We start from the raw sequence: 20,706 nt of genomic DNA on the forward strand, positions 1-20,706 counted from the left end.
GATGCTGGCCGTAGTCCTGTTCGCGGGGCTCGCCGTCATGCTGACCGGATGCCTGCGGGTGCAGGTGTCGATGGGTGTGTCCTCCAATGACCGGGTGTCGGGCCGCATCGTCGCGGCGGCCGTGCCCCAGAACGACAAGGACAAGGGGCCGCAGCTGAAGGCGCCCGACGGCTTGCAGGGCAAGGTGCGGGTGGATTCCTACACGCAGGACGGATACGTCGGCAGCCAGGTGTATTTCGACGACCTCACCTTCGGTGAGGTGCAGCAGCTGGGCGGCATGTCCGACCAGACCTCCGGCATGTTCAACCTGGTCTTCAGCCGCACCGGCGACCTGGTCACCCTGACCGGCCGGGTGGACCTGAAGAGCCTGCCGCCCCAGGGTTCCGACGTGCAGCTGACCGTGGCCTTCCCGGCGCGCGTCGCCACCACCAACGGCACCCGCGAGGGCGACTCCGTGGTGTCCTGGAAGCTTCCCGCCGGCGATGTCAGCACGCTGCGCGCGGAAGTCGGCTACGCGGACCCGAATACGCGCTCCTTCGCCGGCTGGGCGGGCATCGTCGGCGGCATCACCCTCGCGGTGGCGGCCGTGGTCGCGGTCCTCGCCTTCATGACCCGCAACCCCGACCCGCCGGCCTACGTCCGCGCGGCCCGCTGGCTGCGCCCCGATCGCACCAAGACTCGATGACCCTCGCCGCCAGGGCGGTGGCGGCCGGTAGCGCCGTCGCCGCCCTCGGCGCCGCCACCGCCCTGGCGAACCGCCTCGGCACCCGCCGCCTCCGGCCGGCCGACCGACCCGTCACCGAACCGGTCACGGTCTGCGTCCCCGCTCGCAACGAGGCCGCCCGCATCCCCGCCCTCATCGCCGATCTGCGTGCCCAGCAGGGCATTCCACGGCTCCGGATCCTCATCCTCGACGACGGCTCCACCGACGGCACCACCGCCGCCGCCCGCACCGCCATCGGCGACGACAACCGATTCCTGCTCTCCCGCAACGACATCGATCCCGCCCCCGGCTGGACCGGCAAGACCGCCGCCTGCGCCCGCCTGGCCGATCTCGCCCTCGAGCCGCCCACATCCGGATCCCGCGCCGGCGCGCTGATCTTCCTCGACGCCGACATCCGACTCGCGCCCGCCGCGCTGGCGGCAGCCGTGCGCGAATTGCGTTCGGCCCCAGCGGACCTGGTGTGCCCGTGGCCTCGGCAGCGCGCCGAATCGCCCGTGGAGCGCCTCATCCAGCCGCTCCTGTGCTGGTCCTGGGCCTCGACCTTGCCCGTCGCCCTGGCCAACCGCACCCTGCGCCCCTCGATGGCCGTAGCCTGCGGCCAGTTCCTGGTCTTCGACGCCGCGGCCTACGCCGCCCTCGGTGGTCACGCGACCGTCGCCGACAGCATGACCGAAGACCTGGCGATCGCCCGCCGCCTCCGCCGCAGCGGAGGCCACACCGCCCTGGTTACGGCGGGTCCCCTCGCCGAAACACGGATGTACCGCAACGCCAATGAACTGACCGAGGGATACACCCGCTGGCTGTGGTCCGCCTACGGCGGCCCGGCCGGCAGCCTCGCGGTCGGTTCGATTGCGGCCCTGGCGTTCTGGGCCCCGCCACTGGCAGCGATCTGCGGGCGGGGGCGGCTGCGCCGGATGGGACTGCTGGGTTACGGCGCAGCGGTCACCGCCCGGCTGCTGGCCCGCTCGACCGAGAGCGGGGGCACCCCGGGCAGCGCGGATGTCGTTGCCGCGCTGGCACACCCGTTGTCGGTCGCGGTCTACCTGACGCTGTCGGCCCGCTCCCATCGCGCGCACCGGGCGGGCGGGCTGCGCTGGAGGGACCGCCCGCTCGGCACCCGCTGACCCTGCCCGTCAGGAGACGGGGGCCATGCCGATGGTCGGGAGGAAGAAGCAGGTGGAGGTGCCGTTGCGAACGGTGCCGAAGACGGCGGCGAGGACGGTGCCGGAGCCGGTGGTGACGGGGACCGCGCGGACGCCGCCGACGGGGAGCGCGGCGGTGAAGTAGTCGTGGACGGCCTGTTCGACCGTGGGGCGGAGTTCGGCGGGGACCTGGGGCGGGATCATGGCGTTGAGGACCTGACTCAGGGGACCCATGGGGACGAGGCCGCCGCGGCCGGTGGACAGGTTGAACCAGGCGACCTGCATGCCGGAGGTGTCGGCGCCGTCGGGGCTGATGCCGTAGGGGACGAAGGCGAACATGGTCTGACCCGCCTTGACGGCCGAAAGATCGAGGCCGGGAATGGACACCGTGTACTTGGGCCACGGGCCGGGGATGGCGCCCGCCACGCCGGGGGCGATGCCGAGGGTGGTGCCGCCGAGGCAGAAGGGGGAGGCGGTCGGGTAGAGGAAGGGCTGGATGCCCAGGGCCTTCAAGCCGTCGACGGCTTGATCGTAGGCCGAGAGCCAGTCGGATGGGCCGGCGGTATTGGATCTGGCCGATCGATCGGACCCGGCGGTATTGCCCACGGCGGTGATGGCTGCCAGGGCGGCGGCCGCCTCCTGGGTTACGGCCGCCGCGGGCGAATCGGCGGGGGCCGCGGCGGCCGGGCCGGCCAGGGTTGCCGGACCGGCGGCAGTCAGGACGGCGCAGGCGCCGACAGCGCCTGCGACACGGACGAGACTGTGGAACACGGACATGGATAGCTCCCCTCGAGGTCACGAATCGAGGGCGACGCTACTCCGCTGACCAGCACATACCTGGGATTTGATCCGGCATGCCGGGTGGCTGGATCAGGCGTTCGCCGGAGTCGCCGACATGGTGTAACCAAGGTTCGCTAGAACTTCGCTGGTGGTCTTGGCGAAATTCAGCGTGATGAAATGCAGGCAGGGCGCGCCCTCGGCGATGAGGCGCTGGGCCATCTCCGTGGCGATCTCGATGCCGACCTCGCGGACCGCGGCGCGATCCTCCTCCGGCCCGTCGCCCGCGGCCTTCCGCAGCCGCTCCATCACCGCGGCCGGCAGCGGACGGCCCGACAGCTCCTCCGCGCGCTGCACCGTGCGCAGCGAGGTGACCGGCATGAGCTCGGGAATGATCGGCTTGGCGCCCTCGACCGGATCGCAGGCGATGGCCCGATCCCGCAGGCGCAGATAGTGCTCCACGTCGAAGAACATCTGGGTGATCGAATACTCCGCGCCCGCACGGAGTTTCGACACCAGGAAGTGGGTGTCCTGGTCGAGGTCGGTGGAGCGCGGGTGGCCCTGCGGGAACGAGGCCACACCCACATGGAAGTCGCCCAGGTCACGGACGATGCGCACGAGTTCGTCGGCGTACTCGACGCCCTCGGGGTGCTTGACCCACTCCCCCAGCACGTCGCCGGGCGGATCGCCGCGCAGTACCAGCAGATTCCGGATGCCGGCGTCGGCGTAGGCGCCGACGATCGACCGCAGCTCGGCAACCGAGTGATCCACCGCGGTCAGGTGCGCGACCGTGAGCAGCGTGGTCTCACGCGCCAGCTGGCCGGTGACCCGGATGGTGCGATCGCGGGTGGAGCCGCCCGCACCGTAGGTCATGGACACGAAGGCCGGGTGCAGCCGCTCGAACTCGCGTGCGGCCCGCCACAGCCGTGCCTCACCGGCGGCGTCGCGCGGCGGATTGAACTCGACCGAGAACGGAATCGACCCGTCCGGGCGCGGGCCCAGCTGCTGAACTATGGAGCGAGTTCCGGACGCCCGAGGCGTGCGGGAAACTCGGCCTGGGGTCGAATATCCCCGTACATTGTCGAAACTCACGCGAACATTTTACGGGCCCGCACCGGGTGCTGGACCGCGACCTGCGCTTATCCCAGCAGGTGAGACCGATTCGAACCCGACCGATTCCCGTCGGCGACACGGTGGTCGGTAGAGTCGGACACAACCCCGCTGGCTGCGCATGCGCCGCGCCGCGGCTCTCACCAAGGAGGCTCCCCTGTCCGCCGGACCCGGTACCCCGACCCGCCACCCGGTCGGCGCGGGATCACTCGTCGCCGCCGTGGAGGACCGTCTCATCGCCTTCTTCCGCACCCGGGAACCGATCGTCGCGCCGCTCGGACCGGTGTTCCTGGATGCGGCGGCGGCCCTGGAGGACTTCGTCATTCGCGGCGGCAAGCGGACCCGGCCCTCCTTCGCGTGGACCGGCTGGCTGGGCGCGGGCCGCAGCGCCGAGGACCCCGACGCCGACGCCGTGCTCACCGCGTGCTCGGCGCTGGAACTGGTGCAGGCGTGCGCGCTCATCCACGACGACATCATCGACTCCTCGCGCACCCGGCGTGGCTTCCCGACCGTGCACGTGGATTACGAACAGCGGCACCGGGATCAGCGCTGGGTGGGTGACAGCGACCACTACGGCGTGAGCGTCGCCATCCTCATCGGCGATCTGGCCCTGGCCTGGGCCGACGACATGACCCGCGACGCCGGCCTGCCCGCCGACGCCGCCGCGCGCTTCGCCCCGGTGTGGGCGGCCATGCGCACCGAGGTGCTGGGCGGTCAGCTGCTCGACATCCACGGCGAGTCCGCCGGCGACGAGACCGTGGAGGCCGCGCTGCGGATCAACCGGTACAAGACCGCGGCATACACCATCGAGCGCCCGCTGCACCTGGGCGCGGCGCTGGCCGGGGCCTCCCCCGAGCTGGTCGCCGCCTACCGCGAATTCGGCACCGATATCGGCATCGCCTTCCAACTGCGCGACGACCTGCTCGGCGTCTTCGGCGATCCCGCCGTCACCGGCAAGCCCTCCGGCGACGACCTGCGCGAGGGCAAGCGCACCGTCCTCATCGCCGAGGCCCTGCGGCGCGCCGACGCCACCGCCCCGGCCGCCGCGGACCTCATCCGCTCCAGCCTCGGCACCGACATCACCCCCGAGCAGGTCGCCGAATTGCGTACGGTCCTCACCGAACTCGGCGCGGCCGACGCCGTGGAGAAGCGGATCGGCTCGCTCACCGACCAGGCGCTCACCGCCCTGGACGCCAGCACCGCCACCCCGGACGCCAAACGGCAGCTGCGCGCCATGGCCCTGGCCGCCACCGCGCGCTCCTACTGACCGGCCGGGTGCGAGGGTGCGGGGCATGAGAACTGTTGGGGGACCGGCCGATCGGGTCGTGGTGATCGGTGCCGGACTGTCCGGGCTGGCCGCCGCGCTGCACCTGGTGGCGGCCGGACGGCAGGTGACCATCCTGGAACGCGATGATCGCCCGGGCGGGCGGGTCGGCGCGTATCGCGGACCGGACTACGAGATCGACTCCGGGGCAACGATTCTCACCCTGCCCGAGCTCATCGACGAGACGCTCGCGGTGGTCGGGCAGACGCGCGAGTCGGTCGGCCTGCGGATCCTGGATCTGGCCCCGGCGTATCGGGCGCGGTTCGCGGACGGCTCCGAGATCGGCGTCTACTCCGACGAGGACCAGATGGCGGCCGAGGTCGCGCAGGTGCGCGGGCCGGGCACGGCGCACCGCTACCGGCTGCTGCGCGGCTGGCTGAAAGACGTGTACGAGGCCGAGTTCCGGCAGTTCATGGACACCAACTTCGATTCCCCGCTGGACATGGTGCGGATTCCGGAGAAGCGGGTGGCGCTGGCGAAACTGGTGCGGCTCGGCGCGTTCGGGCGGCTCGGGCCCAAGGTCCGGCGACTGGTGCGGGACCCGGAGGTGGCGCGGCTGTTCAGCTTCCAGGCCCTGTTCGCGGGGATGGCGCCGAACCGGGCGCTCGGGGTGTACGGCGCGATCCCGTACATGGACACCTGCCTGGGCGTCACCTACCCCGAGGGCGGGATGCGGGCCATCGCCCAGGCGCTCGGCCGCGCGTTCACCGCCGCGGGCGGGACGCTCGAACTGAACGCCGAGGTGATCGGCATCGACTACGCAGGCCGGCGGGCCACCGCCGTGCGCACCGCAGACGGACGGGTCTTCGACTGCGACGCCGTCGTGGTGACCGCCGACCTCGGATCGCTGCCGCGCTTCGGGCTGCGGCGCCGGATCGGACTGCGGGCCTCACCGTCGGCGGTGGTGGCGCACGGCACGATTCCGGCCGCCGTCGCCCAGAGTTGGCCCGTGCAGGCGCATCACACCATCGACTTCGGCCAGGAGTGGGACCGGACCTTCCGCGAGATCGCCGCCCGGCGCGGCCACGGGCGGCTGATGAGCGATCCCTCGCTGCTGCTCACCCGGCCCGCGCTCACCGATCCGACCCTCTACATCGAGCGCGCTGAACAGCACATCGACCGGGACGGGCACCTGCGCGACACCGTGCGCTACGAGCCGCTCTCGCTGCTGGCCCCGTGCCCGAATCTCGACGCCGCGCCCCTGGCCTGGGAACAGCTCGGCCCCCACTACCTGCGCGAACTGCTCGCCGCCCTGGAAGAGCGCGGCTATCAAGGCATTTCGCGATACTTCCGGATCGACCACCTCGACACCCCGCGCACCTGGCGGGACAAGGGCATGATCGCCGGCACCCCGTTCTCGGCCGCGCACCTGTTCCGGCAGACCGGGCCGTTCCGCACCCGGAATCTGGTGCGGGGCCGCGCGAATGTGGTTCTCGCAGGCTCGGGCACCGTGCCCGGTGTCGGCGTGCCGACCGTGCTGTTGTCCGGGAAACTGGCAGCGGCGCGCCTGACTGGCGATCCACGACATGCCGGTATCGGATCCGCCGACTCCGGGGCTGTGGCCCCCGCGCCCACACACTAGACTGACCGCGTCCTGAACCAACGCGGCTGCCGCCGCCTACCTTTCCGGGGGGAACGACCGCCTATGCCGACCCCCTCCATGGACGCCGCCACCCCGGAGGCCGCGGGCGCCACGCGCCTCGCACCGGCCGAACCGGCCATCCCGAGCGCCCCCGCCACCGAGGGCACCGCCACGCAGCGCTGGCTGCGCCACGCCTCCGACTTCACCCGCAGCCCCGAGGGACACGCGGCGACGCTCGGATTCTTCGGCGCCCTGCTGATCACCTTCGGCGGGTTCGGCGCGGGCAGTGTGCGGCGCAGCGACCCGCTGCTCGAGGTCATGCACCTGTCGTGGCTGCGGTTCGGGCATGGGCTGGTGCTGTCGTCGGTGTTCGTGTGGCTCGGCGTCATCGCCATGATCACCGCGTGGGTCCGGCTGGGGCGCATCGTGATCGGCAAGCAGCCGGGCGCCACCGTGTCGCTCAACGAACTGCGCGCCATCGTCGGCATCTGGATCTTCCCGCTGCTGTTCTCGGTCCCCCTGTTCAGCCGCGACGCCTACTCGTATCTGGCCCAGGGCGCGATGCTCCGCGACCACATCAACCCGTACGTGTTCGGTCCGTCGGAGTTGAAGGCGAATGCCGCTGCGGTACTGGACAATGTGAGCCCCGTCTGGCTCAACACGACCGCGCCGTACGGTCCGGTCTTCCTGCTGATCGGGCGGGCCATCACCACCATCACCGGTGACAATGTGGTGGCGGGCACCATCGCGCTGCGGCTGGTGATGCTGCCGGGTCTGGTGCTGATGGTGTGGGCGATCCCACATCTGACCAAGCATCTGGGCGGCAAGCCGACCATCGCGCTGTGGCTGGCGGTGCTGAATCCGCTGGTGCTGATCCACCTGATCGGCGGCGTGCACAACGAGATGCTGATGGTGGGCCTGATGGCCGCGGGCATCGCGCTGGTGCTCGAGCATCATCACGTGGCGGGCATCGTGGTGGTCGCGATCGGGGTGGCGGTGAAGGCGACCGCCGGTGTGGCACTGCCCTTCCTGGTGTGGATCTGGATGATTCACGAACGCGAGCGACGCGCGGCGCAGGACGAGGGCGATCTGCCGCATCCGATCCGCACCTTCGCCAAGATCACCGCGCTCGGCGTGGCCATCTTCGCGGCCGTGTTCGCGCTGGCCACCTGGGCCACCGGCCTGCGGGACCACCAGATCGGCTGGCTCACCGCGCTGTCCGGGTCCAAGAAGATCATCAACTGGCTGTCGCTGCCGACCATCATGGCGCACGTGGTCAGCTGGGTGACCCCGCTGCCGTTGGAGTCGGTGCTGCCGTGGACTCGCACCCTGTGCGCGGTCGTGATGGTGGCCGGCCTGGTGTGGGCCTGGTGGCGGTTCAGGAATAGTGAGCGGGAGGCCGTGCTCGGCATTCTCGTCGCGTTCGTGGCCATCGTGATCCTCTCGCCCGCGGCATTGCCCTGGTACTACTCGTGGCCGCTGGCGCTGGCCGCCGGATTCGCGCTGTCCACCCGGACCCTGCAGGTGCTGGTGGGGTTGTGCACCTGGCTCATGCTGGTGTTCCAGCCGGACGGTTCGCCCGTGACCAATTCCGTGCACGGCACGCTGGCCATCCTCGCGGCCGTGGTGGCGGCGCTGTCGCTGTGCACGATGGATCCGCTGAAGCTGCGGGCCGCCCGCCCGGCCGATCAGCTCGGCGTCGCGCCCGCGCCCGGCCCGGCGTGAACCAGCCCGCCGTGCCCGACCGGACCGTACTGCCGGATTCCGGACGACTCGACCGCGCCTACCGCGACTGCCGCCGGATCGCGGCCGCCCACGGCCGCACCTACTTCCTGGCTACCCGGCTGCTGGAACCGGAGCGAAGACCGGCCGTGCACGCGCTGTACGCCTTCGCCCGGACGGTCGACGACATCGTCGACGCGAGCGACGCGCCCAGTCGCGCAGCGGAATCCGCGGCGCGACTGGATCGGATCGAACACGAGCTGCGGGCCCGCCTGGTGAACGCGCCCATCGACGCGGGCGACAGGCCCGAGGACCCGGCGCTGCTCGCGGTGTCCGACACCATCCGCAGGTATTCGATTGCCGCCGAACACTTCTGGGTGTTCCTGGACTCCATGCGCATGGACATCCCCGGCGGGCCGCAGTATCGCGACCGCTACCCCACCATGGCCGACCTGCGCGACTACATGCGCGGCTCGGCGGCCGCCATCGGACTGCAACTACTGCCGGTACTGGGCACCGTCGTCCCGGTGGCCAATGCCGAACCCGCGGCGGCGGCGCTGGGAGAGGCCTTCCAGCTCACCAACTTCCTGCGCGATATCGGCGAGGACCTCGATCGCGGGCGGGTATACCTGCCCGCCGACGAACTGGCGGCCTTCGGTGTGGACGCCGGACTACTACATCACTGCCGGGAATCCGGCCGCACGGACCCGCGGGTCCGACGCGCGCTGGCCCACCTGATCGCCGTCAACCGCGGCGTCTACCGCCGCGCCACCCCTGGCATAGAACTGCTCAGCCCCCGCGTGCGCCCGGCCATCCGTACCGCGGCCACGCTCTACGGCGGCATCCTCGACGAGATCGAACGCGCCGACTACGCCGTCTTCACCCGCCGAGCGGTGGTACCGCGGCATCGCCGGTTACGCGTCGCGGCACAGGAACTTGCCACTACCCGGCGCGTCAACCAGAACTGACTGCGGGCCGCTCGAAACACGACACGACCCGCAGGTGTCCCGATCGCTGGGCGCCAACTGATTTGGCGCCGTGCGGGTAACTCGTCGGGTACGCCCATAAGCCAACCCGCTCCCTACCGTCGGCCCGGCGACCTACGTGAGGGGGCTCCCCACGACCGGCAAGAGGCGCGGAGAGGCGGATGAGCCGCGGGGAGGCGGGAGGCGGCTCAGAAGGGGTCGGCCGCGGCGCGGCGCAGGACCTCACGGGCCAGCGGGCCGTGGATGGCGTCGATGGGACGGCCGGGGAGGCTGTCGTCCTCGGTGTAGATCCACTCGAGGATTTCCTCGTCGGTGTACTTGCCGTCGCGCATCACCGTGATCAGACCGGTCAGATGCTTGGCGACGGCGCCCGTGGAGTCGAAGAACTCCTTCGGGATACCGGCCACGCCGTCCCGGCGGACGGCGAGGATCTGGTGGTCGCGCAGCATCTGGTGAACCCGGGTGACCACCATGCCCAACTGGTCGGCCACGTCGGGCAGCGGGATCAGGGTCACCGAATCCGGCAGGACGTCTTCGCTGCATGGAAAGGCACTCACGCCGACCACGGTAGTCTCTCGCGTCGCGACCGTCGCATCACACCCCGACGCGACTACCATCGGGTGAGCCGCACCGGGCGGACTCGGGAAAATCGGAAGGGTTGCAGTTTGATCGGCCAGATGCTGGAAGGGCGCTACCGCATCGATGCGCCGATCGCGCGTGGTGGCATGTCCATGGTGTTCCGGGGGGTGGACACCAGATTGGATCGACCGGTCGCCATCAAGGTGATGGACCCGAAGTTCGCCAGCGATCCGCAATTCCTCACCCGCTTCGAGCTCGAGGCGCGGGCCGTGGCCAAACTCAAGCACCCGTCGCTGGTCGCGGTCTACGACCAGGGCGTGGACGGCGACCATCCGTTCCTCATCATGGAACTGGTCGAGGGCGGCACCCTGCGCGAACTACTGCGCGAACGCGGGCCCATGCCCCCGCACGCGGTGCGCGCCGTCGCCGAGCCCGTGCTCTACGCCATCGGCGTGGCCCACGCGGCCGGGCTGGTGCACCGCGACATCAAACCGGAGAACGTGCTCATCTCCGACTCCGGCGAGGTGAAGATCGCCGACTTCGGGCTGGTGCGCGCGGTCGCCGAAGCCAAGATCACCTCCGACAGCGTGATCCTCGGTACCGCCGCCTACCTCTCGCCCGAGCAGGTCACCAGCGGCACCGCCGACGCCCGCAGCGACGTCTACTCCGCGGGCGTGCTGATCTTCGAAATGCTCACCGGCCGAACACCGTTCACCGGCGACAACTCGCTGTCGATCGCGCTGCAGCGGGTCGAGAAGGACGTGCCCAGCCCGGGCCGCCTGATCAACGGCGTTCCACCGGAAATCGACGAGCTGGTCGCACACGCCACCGCGCGCGAACCGATGCACCGCTACGCCGACGCCACCGAGATGGCGAACGACCTGCGCCGCATCGCCCGCGAACTGCAACTGCCCGACTACCGGGTGCCCGCGCCCACCGAATCGGCCGAGCATCTCAGCGCCAAGTACCGGATCGGGCCCACCCCCGCACCGCGCGGACCGGTCTCGCCGCCGTCCCGGCCCCTGCCGGGCGCGGCCGATCTCACCACCCGGCTACCCGCGGACCCGCCGACCGTGCACATGCAGCCGCAGGCGCAGCAGACCCGGGTGATGACCGCTGCGCGGGAACTCCCGCCGGAGTACCAGCCGCAGCCCGAGTACGTGCCGCCGCCCGGAGCGCCGGGCGGCCACGGCTACGGCTCGGACCTGATCGAGGACCGCGGCAAGTCGCGGCGCAAGGTCGTCATCTGGTTGAGCATCGTGGTGGCGCTGGCGGTGCTGCTGGGCCTCGGCGGCTGGTGGCTCGGCGTCGGCAGATATTCGGCGGTGCCGTCGATCGCCGGCATGGACACCCAGAAGGCCGTTTCCACACTGCAGGGCGCGGGCTTCAAGACCGAGACCCGGCAGAAGGCCTCGGACATGATTCCGGTGGGCAATGTGGTCGGCACCGATCCGCCCGCGGGCACCCGGGTCACCAAGGGATCCTTGGTCGCCGTGCTGGTCTCCAGCGGCAAGCCGAAGGTCCCCGACATCCAGCCCGGACAGGACGTCACCTCGGTCGACAAGGCCATCAGAGACGCCGGACTGACGCCGGTGGACGCCGGTGAGATGGGCAGTACCGCGCCGAAAGGCACCGTCGCCAAGGTGGATCCGGGGCCCGGCACCGTGCTCCCGGCCAATGCCCAGGTGAAGGTCTACCGCAGCAAGGGTTCCCAGCCGGTCAAGGTGCCGGATGTGCGCGGCAAGACCGAGGACGAGGCCAGGACGGCCCTGCAGAAGGCCGGGCTCACCGTCAGCTCCACCCGCGACCAGTACGACGCGAAGATCAAATCCGGGCAGGTGATCGGCACCGATCCCGCCACGGGCACCAGCACCGAGTCCGGCAGTGGCGTGGTCCTCATCGTCAACAGCGCGATCGACATGCCGAACCTGCTCGGCGCCAACGTCTCCACCGCCCGCAGCAAACTGCAGGCCCTCGGCCTCTCGGTCACCGTCCGGCAACTGGCCAACAACGACAGCTCGATCGTCATCTCGCAGAGCACCGCCCCCGGCGACACCGTCCAGCCCGGCTCCACCATCACCCTGGTAGCGATTCCCTAGCCGCCCCCCGCGTCTTCAGCGGGCGGCGGGGAGCCGTAGCCCGTTATGCATCCGTGCCGGCGGGCAGGTTCGAACCGCTTCTGGGCGTACCCGACGAGTTACCCCACCGGTGGGTAACTCACCGGGCACGGCCGAAATCGGTTCGGCAACCAACCGCCGGCACGGGTGCGCGACCGGCAACGGCTCCCCGCCGCCCGCTGAAGTCCCGGGAGGCGGTTAGCGCAGCATCTCCGCGACCAGGAAGGCCAGCTCCAGCGACTGCTGGGTGTTCAGTCGCGGGTCGCAGGCGGTCTCGTAGCGCTCCTCGAGGTTGAGGTCCGAGATGTCCTGCGCGCCGCCGAGGCACTCGGTGACGTTCTCACCGGTGAGCTCGATGTGCAGGCCGCCGGGGTGGGTGCCCAGCGCGTGGTGCACCTCGAAGAAGCCCTGCACCTCATCGACGATGCGGTCGAAGTGCCGCGTCTTGTAGCCGGTCGAGGACTCGTGGGTGTTGCCGTGCATGGGGTCGCACTGCCAGATCACCTGGTGGCCGGTGGCCTGCACCTTCTCGATGATCGGGGGCAGCACGTCGCGGACCTTCTGATTGCCCATACGCGCGACCAGGGTCAGGCGGCCGGGCTCGTTGTTGGGGTCCAGGCGCTCGACGTACTCCACGGCCTGATCGGGCGTGGTGGTCGGGCCGATCTTGAGGCCGATCGGGTTGGCCACCAGCTCCGCGAAGGCGACGTGCGCGCCGTCGAGCTGACGGGTGCGCTCACCGATCCACAGGAAGTGCGCCGACAGGTCGTAGAGCACCGGCTCACCCGAGACCGGGTGCTCGCTCAGGCGCAGCATGGCCCGCTCGTAGTCGAGCACCAGCGCCTCGTGGCTGGCGTACAGCCGGGCGCTGGACAGGTTGGGATCGTTGACGCGACACGCCTTCATGAAGGCCAGCGCCCGATCGATCTCGGTGGCCATCTGCTCGTAGCGGGCGCCGGCCGGGGACTGGCTCACGAACTCGCGGTTCCAGTCGTGCACCTTGTGCAGGTCGGCCATGCCGGCGGAGGTGAGCGCCCGCACCAGGTTCATGGCGGCCGAGGCGTTGGCGTAGGCGCGGACCAGTCGCGACGGATCGTGTTCGCGCAGCGCCGCATCCGCGACCAGCGAGTTCACCATGTCACCGCGGTAGGACCGCAGGCCCAGCGAATCGATGTCGGCGGAACGGGGTTTGGCGTACTGACCCGCGATGCGGGCCACCTTCACCACCGGCAGGCTGGCGCCGTAGGTGAGCACCACGGCCATCTGCAGCAGGGTACGGATATTGCCGCGGATGTGCGGCTCGGTGTTGTCGGCGAAGGTCTCCGCGCAGTCACCGCCCTGCATGAGGAACGCCTCGCCGCGGGCCACCTCGGCCAGGCGCAGGCGCAGCTCCTCGACCTCGGCGGGCACGCAGATGGGCGGCACGCTCTCCAGCACGGTGCGCATCTTGGCGGCCTGCTCTGGATCCCAGGACGGCTGCTGCAGCGCCGGGCGGGCCAGCGCGTCGTCGAGACGCCGACGGAGCTCGGCGGGCAGCGGAGGAAGTTCCGGCAAGCGATCGATCGGTACGTCGACGGTCCAGTTCACCAGTTCAGAATACGGATTGCTCTCGGTGAACCGGACCACCCCCAGGGCTCGAGTTCCTCACACCGTGTCGCCGCCTACGCTGGGACCCGATGATCTGCCCATCCGACCCGGACCTGAGCTGAGGAGAGACCCATCTCACTGCGGTACTTTTACGATTCGGAATTCATCGAGGACGGGACCGTCATCGACCTCGTGTCCATCGCGGTGGTGTGCGAGGACGGGCGCGAGTTCTACGCGGTCTCCACCGAATTCGATCCCGAGAAGGCCGGGCCGTTCGTCCGCCGCAATGTCCTGCCCAAGCTACCGCCGCCGTCCTCGCCGCTGTGGCGTTCGCGCGAGCGTATCCGCGACGACCTCTACAAGTTCCTGGTCCCCCGCACCGGCGTGGAACCCGAACTGTGGGCCTGGGTCGGCGCCTACGACCACGTGGCGCTGTGCCAGCTGTGGGGCTCCATGGTCGATCTCCCCAACGCGCTGCCCCGCTACACCAATGAGCTGCGCCAGCATTGGGAGCAGCACGGCCGCCCGCCGCTGCCGCCGATACCGAAGGACGCGCACGACGCGCTCGCCGACGCCCGCCACAACCTCGCCAAATTCGAGGCCATCGAAGCGGCCCGGCGCCTGCGCGCGGTCTGAGATCAGCATGCGAAAGGCCCCGGGAGACTTGGTCTCCCGGGGCCTTCTCGATGGTCCGGCAGGCTAGCCCGCCATGGTCTCCGGAATGCGGTCCGCGTCGGGGCGGCTGCCCGACGGCACACCCTTCTTCAGGCTCGCGGCGTACACGTCGACGTACTCCTGATTGCCCATCCGCATGAGCTCGTACATGATCTCGTCGGTGACGGCGCGCTCGACGAAGCGGTTGCCGCCCATGCCCTCGTAGCGCGAGAAGTCGATCGGCTCACCGAATTTCACGGTGACCTTGCGCGGCCGCCAGCGGAACGGACCGGGCGGGCACACCTCGTCGGTGCCGATCAGGGCAACCGGGATCACCGGTACTCCGGTCTCCAGGGCGAGGCGTGCCACACCGGTCTTGCCTTTGTAGAGGCGGCCGTCCGGGGAGCGGGTGCCTTCGGGGTACAGGCCCACCAGGCGACCCTCGTCCAGCAGCTTGCGCGCGGTATTGAGGGCGCTCTCGGCGGCGTCAGCACCGGAGCGGTCGATCGGGTACTGACCGGCACCGGAGAAGAACCATTTCTGCAACCGGCCCTTGAGACCGGGCGTGGTGAAGTATTCGGCCTTGGCCAGATACGTGATCCGGCGCGGGCTCATCAGCGGGGTGAAGAGCCAGTCGGTGAACGACAAGTGATTGCCGGCCAGAATCGCTGCGCCCTTGGCGGGAATGTTCTCGACGCCCTCAACCTGGGGCCGGTTGACGAGATGCATCCATGGACCCGGGAACACATACTTCAGCAGCCAGTAGAACATCGCGTCCTTTCCCCTGTTTTCGATACCCGGGACCGGCTTCGTTGCGGGCACCACCACTCGCTTGCCTACCCTACTCCACCGCCTCCCCGAACCTTCAGCGGACAGCCCGGAGCCGTTGCCCGTCGTGTACCCGTGCCGGCGGTCAAGTGCCGAACCGATTTTGGGGGTATCCGACGAGTTACCCCAACCGGCACTGAATCAGTTGTCACTTCGAGTAACGAGACACCGAATCAGTTGCTACTTCTAGCAACGGGACGACGAAGCGGAATCGATCGGGCGGTGATCAGCGGCGGGCCGGTGCGACCGACACCGGATCCTGCTGGGCAAGCACCGCTGCGCGGGCCAGTTCGGCAGCGCCGATCATGCCGGCCGCCTCACACAGTTGGGCGGTGCGGATGCGGGCCAGGCGGCGGTGCCGGGCGCCGGTGATGGAGGCCGCGTAATGCTCACGGGCATCGTCGAGGAACAGTGGGGCCGAACTACTCACGCCGCCCGCCACCACGATCAGGTCCGGGTCGAAGATGTCGCTCACGAAGGCCAGGCCCAGGCCGAGCCAGCGCGCGAAATCGGCCATCACGTCGAGGGCGACCGGATCGCCGTCCTGCGCCGCGCCCGCCACCCGGCGACCGGTCAGCGAGCCGGGATCGCGCCCGGACTCCCGGGCCAGCACCGTGGAACGCTGCGGATCGGTGGCCAGCAGCTCGATCGCGGTGTCCACCAGAGCCGTTCCGCTGCAATACCTTTCCCAGCAGCCACGCTTGCCGCAGGGGCACGCGCGCCCGTTCGGCACCACCTGTAGATGCCCGAGTTCCGGTGCGACACCGAAGCTTCCGCGATACAGCTGGCCGTTGCTGAGCAGCGCCGCGCCGATACCGGTGCCGATGGCCACCAGCACCACATTGCGACCACCCGCCGCCGCACCGAAGCGATACTCCGCCCACAGCGCGGCATTCGCGTCGTGCTCGAGGATCACCGGCAGGCCGAGGCGGTCGGTGAGCCGCTGCGCGACCGGGGCGTCCTCCCACGGCAGGTGCGGGGCGAAACGCACGGTGGCGCGGTCCTCGTCGACGAAACCGGCCACCGCGAGACCGACCGCGCCGATGGCGTGGCGGGAGCACAGGTCACGCACCGCCCGGGCCAGACCGTCCTCGAGGGCGCGGGCGGAATGCGGGGTCGGCGCGGTCACGGTGTCGAGCACCTCGCCCGCACCGTCCACCACCGACGCCCGAATATTCGTGCCGCCCACATCGATACCCACGGTCAACGGCACGTCCTCACCGCCCGTCATGCCTTGATCGTCACGTCGATGGGCACGTACTTGGCGCGCTTGGACCTCCTGCCGTCACCGGGCTGCGCACCGCGGCGACCGGCGGCCGGGCCCGAATCGCGGGCGGGCTGTCCCGTGGATCCGGCGGAACCGGGCTCGGCGTCCGGGTGCGCGACCGGCGGGCCGAAGGGACGGTCGGGGGCGGGCTGATCACCGGTCACTCGTCCGCCGGCGGACTCGGTACGGAAATCGTTGTGCGGCACCGCGTCCGAGTCACCCGGGTCACTGCCTCCGGGGCGGCGTGCCGCGCCCGGGCCGGGACCGAAGGGGTCGTCCGACGCCTCGGCGGCCGGGTAGGCGTGGGACCGGCTCCTGGCCGCCGCACGGCCCTGCGCACCGGCGAGGAAACGCGCGAACACCGCGGCCAGGCCCGCAGCACCGTGCGGGTCGCCGGATTGCCCGCCGGCACGGGGGGATTCGCTCTCATCGTCCGGGCCGACATCGCCGCGCCCGGCGGCATCGTCGGCGAACGGCAGATCACCTGCACCGGAGCCGGTTTCGGCGACGTGCGAAAAGTAATGCCAGGCTTCATATTCCGGCGATTCCGGATCCAGGTCCGGCGGGATCACCGGATCCACCGGCACACCGGCGAGCGCCTCGCGCAGCACGGTCACGATGGCGGTGCCGTGTTCGGCGATGGCCGCCACCACATCGTGGTGCTCGCCGCGCACGATGGCCGCGGCCGCGCACACGGGACACCAGCTGCAGCTGGACCATTCGGTGCGGCCGTCGGCGGCGGTGCGGCGCAGCACCGGTTCGACGCGCTCGAGGATGGCCTCGGCCAACAGCCGTAGCTCCTCGGCGAATTCGCCGAGATTCTCGTCGGGGTGGCCGGGACGCGGGTGGTGCGTGGCGGTCATTTCGGCCAGACCTGAGGATCGGGCCGGAAACGGATCACCAGGTGGTCGCCGTCGAGCTCGGCGGCCTCGACCGTGCACCGCCGCAATACCGGGGCCAGCCGCAACCGCCGCCGGACCCCGTCCGCTCCCACGATCAAATCGTCCTCCACTCGTCCCAGCCGCAGGGTCGACGAATCGACCACCGGCAGATGCATGCGCATCGCGAACACCGAGTGCACGCCCGCCCCGGACTCGAGCCGCACCATCGGCTCGGCGGCGGTACTCGTCTCGGGGCCGGGCAGCACACCGTCCGCATCTGTGCCAAGCATAGGGACCGGACGCCCTCCCACCCAGTTACCACTCGCGTCCACCGCGTAGGACAGCGCCGCCAGCGAGCCGATCCCCACCGGTTCGGCTCCCGCATGCGCCACGACCTGTACCGGAACCCCGTGCAACCGCTGACGCAGCTCCCCCACGACATCGAGTTGCTCGCCGCGCCGGTTGAAGTACCACTGCACCGCCGGATGCGGCGGCTCGACCGGGTGCGGGGCTGGCATCTCGGGGAGCACCTTGTTCACCAGCACCGCGTCCAGGCGGAGACCCAGCAGCGCCGCCGCCGAGCGCACCCGCGCCGACTCGGCCACCGCGACCAGTTCCGCGGCGGTCACCAGGCGGGCGCCGGTGCGGGCCTGATCCGCCAGCAGGTCACGGGCTTCCGTCACCGCCTGCACGATCTGCTCGACGGTCACCGCGAGCACCGCCTTGCGGAAGTCCGCGCCGATCGCCTCCATCGTCCTGGCGTGCGCGGGCCACACCCGCTCCAGGTAACCGAGCACGGTGTCCGGCGCGGTGACGATGCGCAGCATGTCCGCCGACGGCGGGCAGTCCACCACGATCACATCCCACCGCGCGTCGTTGGCGAACCGCGTGATCTCCAGCATGGCCAGTAGTTCCTGTACCCCCGGCAGCCCGGTGAGCTCCGCGGGATCCAGTGCCCCCAGGTCGAATCCGTGCTCGTGCCCGGCCCCGGACGCCATCACCAGCACCTGCCGGAACCGATCCTCCAGCAGCGCAAGCGAATCCACCTCGATGACATCCAGCGCCGGCTCGGCGTCGGGGTCGCGGACGTCCGCGAAAGCCGGTGCCGGGCTGTTCAACATGGGGAGGGGCAGGGTGGCGACCGTGGGAGTCGCGCCGTGGCGCAGGCGGTAGCCCAGGGCATCGCCGAGGGAGTGGGCCTGATCCAGGGAGGCCAGCAGGACACGGCGGCCGTTGCGGGCGTAGGCGAGTGCGGTGGCGCAGGCCAGGGTTGTTTTTCCGACACCGCCCTTGCCGATGAACAGCTCGACGCGGGTGGCGGGGTGCGGCGAGCGTTCGGTACCGCCGGCGGTCAGCCTTCGACCCGTTTCTTGAGTTCCTTGAGGGCGGTGTCGGTGATGACCTTCTCCGCTTTGCGTTTGAACATGCCGATCATGGGGATGTTCAGATCCACGGTCAGTTCGTAGACCACCTGGGTGGTGCCGTCGGGCAGCGCGATCAATTCGTAGGTGCCGTCCTGCGCCTTCTGCAGGTCACCCGAGACCAGGCTCCAGCTCACCGCGCGACCGTCGGGCCGCCAGGTGTAGGACAGGGTGTAGGTGTCCTTCACGACGCCGGCGTCCAGCACGAAGCGGGCGGTGCGGGCGCGGCCGTCCGGCAATTCGTCCAGCACCTCGACCGAATGGGCCGCGGAGACCCATTCCGGATACGACTCCAGGTCGGCGATGACCGCCATCACTCGATCCGAGGGGGCGTCGATCACGATCGACCTCTGAGTTCGATCGGCCATGGGCGGCAACGCTTCCTTTCTAGTGAGCGGCCGCGGGAGCGACCCCGGCCTTGCGCCCCGCCTCGAGGCGGGCCTTGATCTCGAAGGACATGGCCTTGCCCGCGACGCGGCGAGTCCGGTTCAGGGCCAGCAGCTCACGTCCGGACATACCGCCGATGCCGCCGCGGGGTTCGGCGTGCATGAAGTAGTGCATGATGACGCCGTCCAGCATGGGCTCCAGCCAGACCTCCATGGTGCCGTCCGCACCACCGCTGACGGTCCAGCGAATTCCCTTGTCGCCCCGGTCTTCCCGGACCTCCAACTGCAGGTCGGGCCACCAGCGGCGCCAGCGGGCACGATCGGCCAGCACCTCGGCCACGGCCGTGCCCGGCGCGGCGACGAATGTCTGGTCGGCAACCTGGATACTGCTCACGGCGCTGAGCCTAGCGCAGGTTGGGAATCGTCTCAGACCCGCGCCGACCGGGGAGCCGTGGGATCCAGCAGTTGTTGTAGTCGCGCGCCCATCAGGTCCCAGCGCCACTGCTGCTGCACCCAGGCGCGCCCGGCCGCGCCCATACGGGCGGCGGCGTCCCGGTCGGAGAGGATGTCGACGATGGCGTCGGTGAGCTCTTCGGCGGAGCGACCGTTCACCACCCGTCCGGTCTCACCCTCGCGCACGGTTTCCGGCGCGCCACCGGAATTGCCCGCCACCACCGGCACTCCCGTGGCGGAGGCTTCCAGGAACACGATGCCCAGGCCCTCGACGTCCAGGCCGAGACCACGGGTGCGGCAGGGCATGGCGAACACGTCGGCGATGGTGTGGTGGGCGGCGAGCTCGCCCGACGGGACGCGTCCGGTGAAGACCACGTCATTGCCGAGGCCCATGACCTCGGCGAACTGCCGCAGCTTCTGCTCGTACGGCCCGCCGCCAGCGATGACCAGCACCGCCCCGTCGACCCGCCTGCGAATCTCGAGCATGGCCGTGATCAGCATGTCCTGGCCCTTGCGCGGCACCAGCCGCGACAGGCACAGAATGGTCGGCCGGTCCCCCAGCCCGTAGCGGGCCCGCAGTTCGGCGCGGGCGGCCGGATCCGGCTTGAACACCTCCGAATCCACGGCGGGGGGCAGGTATTCGAGCGCGGCCCGCGCCCCGAACGCGGACGAGAACCGCCGCCGCGTGTATTTGCTGACATAGGTGACGACATCGGTGTGATCGCCGATGATCCGCAGCGCCTGCCGCGCCGCCGGCAGCATCGACCAGCCCACCTCGTGCCCGTGCGTGGACGCCAGGATCCGCTCCGCGCCCGCCTGACGCAGCACCGGCGACAGCAGCGCAAGCGGCGCCGCCGCCCCGAACCACACCCGATCGCACTTCTCGTCGCGCATGAGCTTCTTGGCCCGCCGCGCCACCAGCGGCGTCGGCAACATCAGCGTCGTCGGATGCCGCACCACCTGAAAGGGCTGCTGCGCATCGAACTTCCAGTGACTGTCGCCCCGCCATCGCGGCGCGTACACCACCAGTTCGTCGGCGGGCAGCTGCCGGGCGAGCGCATGCAGATACGACTGAATCCCACCCGGTCGCGGCGGGAAATCATTGGTAACCAGCAGAGTTCGCCCCATGCCGTCAAACCTACTGCACCCGGGGCCCGCACTCCTCC

19 protein-coding genes are annotated in these 20,706 nt (G+C 70.4%); 8 read left to right on the forward strand and 11 right to left on the reverse strand.

The genetic code is table 11. The features are described from left to right. Position 1 precedes the first annotated feature (1 nt). Entirely contained in the window at positions 2 to 685 is a 684-nt protein-coding gene (locus AB0L60_RS20645) for a DUF3153 domain-containing protein (RefSeq protein WP_364616221.1), read from the forward strand. Beyond that, complete coding sequence (locus AB0L60_RS20650; protein ID WP_364616224.1) at positions 682 to 1,848, forward strand: glycosyltransferase family 2 protein; 1,167 nt, start codon at positions 682 to 684, stop codon at positions 1,846 to 1,848. The genes AB0L60_RS20645 and AB0L60_RS20650 overlap by 4 nt, the downstream gene beginning before the upstream one ends. A 9-nt stretch (positions 1,849 to 1,857) precedes the next feature. Here the strand turns inward: AB0L60_RS20650 and AB0L60_RS20655 are convergent, their stop codons facing one another. Both AB0L60_RS20655 and AB0L60_RS20660 read right to left on the reverse strand, forming a co-directional pair. Beyond that, on the reverse strand, positions 1,858 to 2,643 hold the full coding sequence (locus AB0L60_RS20655; protein WP_364616227.1) for a hypothetical protein: 786 nt from the start codon (positions 2,641 to 2,643) through the stop codon (positions 1,858 to 1,860). 93 nt (positions 2,644 to 2,736) lie between these two features. After that, on the reverse strand, positions 2,737 to 3,735 hold the full coding sequence (locus tag AB0L60_RS20660; RefSeq protein WP_364616230.1) for a methylenetetrahydrofolate reductase: 999 nt from the start codon (positions 3,733 to 3,735) through the stop codon (positions 2,737 to 2,739). A 139-nt stretch (positions 3,736 to 3,874) separates the two neighbouring features. Between AB0L60_RS20660 and AB0L60_RS20665 the strand changes: the two genes are divergently transcribed. From AB0L60_RS20665 to AB0L60_RS20680, 4 genes are all read left to right on the forward strand, one after another. Continuing rightward, positions 3,875 to 5,020, forward strand: coding sequence for a polyprenyl synthetase family protein (locus tag AB0L60_RS20665; protein WP_364616233.1), 1,146 nt, complete (start codon positions 3,875 to 3,877; stop codon positions 5,018 to 5,020). 25 nt (positions 5,021 to 5,045) lie between these two features. Further along, positions 5,046 to 6,659 carry a phytoene desaturase family protein gene (crtI, locus tag AB0L60_RS20670; protein ID WP_364616236.1) on the forward strand — a complete coding sequence of 538 codons (1,614 nt, stop codon included), beginning with the start codon at positions 5,046 to 5,048 and terminating at the stop codon, positions 6,657 to 6,659. 63 nt (positions 6,660 to 6,722) lie between these two features. Beyond that, positions 6,723 to 8,384 (forward strand): alpha-(1->6)-mannopyranosyltransferase A, encoded by a 1,662-nt coding sequence (locus AB0L60_RS20675; protein WP_364616239.1) that lies wholly within the window; start codon positions 6,723 to 6,725, stop codon positions 8,382 to 8,384. An 11-nt stretch (positions 8,385 to 8,395) separates the two neighbouring features. After that, positions 8,396 to 9,349 (forward strand): phytoene/squalene synthase family protein, encoded by a 954-nt coding sequence (locus AB0L60_RS20680; RefSeq protein WP_364616242.1) that lies wholly within the window; start codon positions 8,396 to 8,398, stop codon positions 9,347 to 9,349. A gap of 206 nt (positions 9,350 to 9,555) precedes the next feature. Here AB0L60_RS20680 and AB0L60_RS20685 read toward each other — a convergent pair whose 3' ends face one another. Beyond that, positions 9,556 to 9,924 (reverse strand): Rv2175c family DNA-binding protein, encoded by a 369-nt coding sequence (locus AB0L60_RS20685; RefSeq protein WP_354843075.1) that lies wholly within the window; start codon positions 9,922 to 9,924, stop codon positions 9,556 to 9,558. Between the two features lie 120 nt (positions 9,925 to 10,044). Between AB0L60_RS20685 and AB0L60_RS20690 the strand changes: the two genes are divergently transcribed. Then, on the forward strand, positions 10,045 to 12,045 hold the full coding sequence (locus tag AB0L60_RS20690) for a PASTA domain-containing protein (RefSeq protein ID WP_364616246.1): 2,001 nt from the start codon (positions 10,045 to 10,047) through the stop codon (positions 12,043 to 12,045). Between the two features lie 216 nt (positions 12,046 to 12,261). Here AB0L60_RS20690 and AB0L60_RS20695 read toward each other — a convergent pair whose 3' ends face one another. Next, positions 12,262 to 13,650 carry a class II 3-deoxy-7-phosphoheptulonate synthase gene (locus tag AB0L60_RS20695; protein ID WP_354843080.1) on the reverse strand — a complete coding sequence of 463 codons (1,389 nt, stop codon included), beginning with the start codon at positions 13,648 to 13,650 and terminating at the stop codon, positions 12,262 to 12,264. 138 nt (positions 13,651 to 13,788) lie between these two features. Between AB0L60_RS20695 and AB0L60_RS20700 the strand changes: the two genes are divergently transcribed. After that, complete coding sequence (locus AB0L60_RS20700) at positions 13,789 to 14,286, forward strand: polyadenylate-specific 3'-exoribonuclease AS (RefSeq protein WP_364616563.1); 498 nt, start codon at positions 13,789 to 13,791, stop codon at positions 14,284 to 14,286. Between the two features lie 63 nt (positions 14,287 to 14,349). Here the strand turns inward: AB0L60_RS20700 and AB0L60_RS20705 are convergent, their stop codons facing one another. From AB0L60_RS20705 to AB0L60_RS20735, 7 genes are all read right to left on the reverse strand, one after another. Further along, the gene (locus tag AB0L60_RS20705) at positions 14,350 to 15,075 is read right to left on the reverse strand and encodes a lysophospholipid acyltransferase family protein (RefSeq protein WP_364616565.1); all 726 of its coding nucleotides are present in this window, start codon (positions 15,073 to 15,075) and stop codon (positions 14,350 to 14,352) included. A gap of 283 nt (positions 15,076 to 15,358) precedes the next feature. Next, positions 15,359 to 16,363: an ROK family glucokinase gene (locus AB0L60_RS20710; protein ID WP_364616250.1), complete on the reverse strand. Its 1,005-nt coding sequence runs from the start codon at positions 16,361 to 16,363 to the stop codon at positions 15,359 to 15,361. After that, positions 16,360 to 17,262 carry a hypothetical protein gene (locus AB0L60_RS20715; RefSeq protein ID WP_364616253.1) on the reverse strand — a complete coding sequence of 301 codons (903 nt, stop codon included), beginning with the start codon at positions 17,260 to 17,262 and terminating at the stop codon, positions 16,360 to 16,362. The genes AB0L60_RS20710 and AB0L60_RS20715 overlap by 4 nt, the downstream gene beginning before the upstream one ends. Continuing rightward, a complete protein-coding gene (locus tag AB0L60_RS20720) occupies positions 17,259 to 18,635 on the reverse strand; it encodes an ArsA family ATPase (protein ID WP_364616567.1) in 1,377 nt (458 codons plus the stop codon). The genes AB0L60_RS20715 and AB0L60_RS20720 overlap by 4 nt, the downstream gene beginning before the upstream one ends. Beyond that, positions 18,632 to 19,069: an SRPBCC family protein gene (locus AB0L60_RS20725; protein ID WP_364616256.1), complete on the reverse strand. Its 438-nt coding sequence runs from the start codon at positions 19,067 to 19,069 to the stop codon at positions 18,632 to 18,634. Before AB0L60_RS20725 ends, AB0L60_RS20720 begins: the two co-directional genes overlap by 4 nt. Positions 19,070 to 19,088: 19 nt before the next feature. Next, positions 19,089 to 19,481, reverse strand: a complete 393-nt coding sequence (locus AB0L60_RS20730) for a polyketide cyclase / dehydrase and lipid transport (RefSeq protein WP_364616259.1) — start codon at positions 19,479 to 19,481, stop codon at positions 19,089 to 19,091. A 32-nt stretch (positions 19,482 to 19,513) separates the two neighbouring features. Further along, the gene (locus tag AB0L60_RS20735) at positions 19,514 to 20,668 is read right to left on the reverse strand and encodes a glycosyltransferase family 4 protein (protein ID WP_364616262.1); all 1,155 of its coding nucleotides are present in this window, start codon (positions 20,666 to 20,668) and stop codon (positions 19,514 to 19,516) included. Between the last annotated feature and the right edge of the window lie 38 nt (positions 20,669 to 20,706).

This window comes from Nocardia sp. NPDC051981, from assembly GCF_040680715.1.
Taxonomy (GTDB): domain Bacteria; phylum Actinomycetota; class Actinomycetes; order Mycobacteriales; family Mycobacteriaceae; genus Nocardia.

Excerpts from the sequence above, each read along its gene's own strand:
- AB0L60_RS20645 (WP_364616221.1), top strand. The coding sequence starts at position 2 with ATGCTGGCCGTAGTCCTGTTCGCGGGGCTCGCCGTCATGCTGACCGGA.
- AB0L60_RS20650 (WP_364616224.1), top strand. The coding sequence starts at position 682 with ATGACCCTCGCCGCCAGGGCGGTGGCGGCCGGTAGCGCCGTCGCCGCC.
- AB0L60_RS20655 (WP_364616227.1), bottom strand. The coding sequence starts at position 2,643 with ATGTCCGTGTTCCACAGTCTCGTCCGTGTCGCAGGCGCTGTCGGCGCC.
- AB0L60_RS20665 (WP_364616233.1), top strand. The coding sequence starts at position 3,875 with ATGCGCCGCGCCGCGGCTCTCACCAAGGAGGCTCCCCTGTCCGCCGGA.
- crtI (WP_364616236.1), top strand. The coding sequence starts at position 5,046 with ATGAGAACTGTTGGGGGACCGGCCGATCGGGTCGTGGTGATCGGTGCC.
- AB0L60_RS20675 (WP_364616239.1), top strand. The coding sequence starts at position 6,723 with ATGCCGACCCCCTCCATGGACGCCGCCACCCCGGAGGCCGCGGGCGCC.
- AB0L60_RS20690 (WP_364616246.1), top strand. The coding sequence starts at position 10,045 with ATGCTGGAAGGGCGCTACCGCATCGATGCGCCGATCGCGCGTGGTGGC.
- AB0L60_RS20705 (WP_364616565.1), bottom strand. The coding sequence starts at position 15,075 with ATGTTCTACTGGCTGCTGAAGTATGTGTTCCCGGGTCCATGGATGCAT.
- AB0L60_RS20710 (WP_364616250.1), bottom strand. The coding sequence starts at position 16,363 with ATGACGGGCGGTGAGGACGTGCCGTTGACCGTGGGTATCGATGTGGGC.
- AB0L60_RS20715 (WP_364616253.1), bottom strand. The coding sequence starts at position 17,262 with ATGACCGCCACGCACCACCCGCGTCCCGGCCACCCCGACGAGAATCTC.
- AB0L60_RS20725 (WP_364616256.1), bottom strand. The coding sequence starts at position 19,069 with ATGGCCGATCGAACTCAGAGGTCGATCGTGATCGACGCCCCCTCGGAT.
- AB0L60_RS20735 (WP_364616262.1), bottom strand. The coding sequence starts at position 20,668 with ATGGGGCGAACTCTGCTGGTTACCAATGATTTCCCGCCGCGACCGGGT.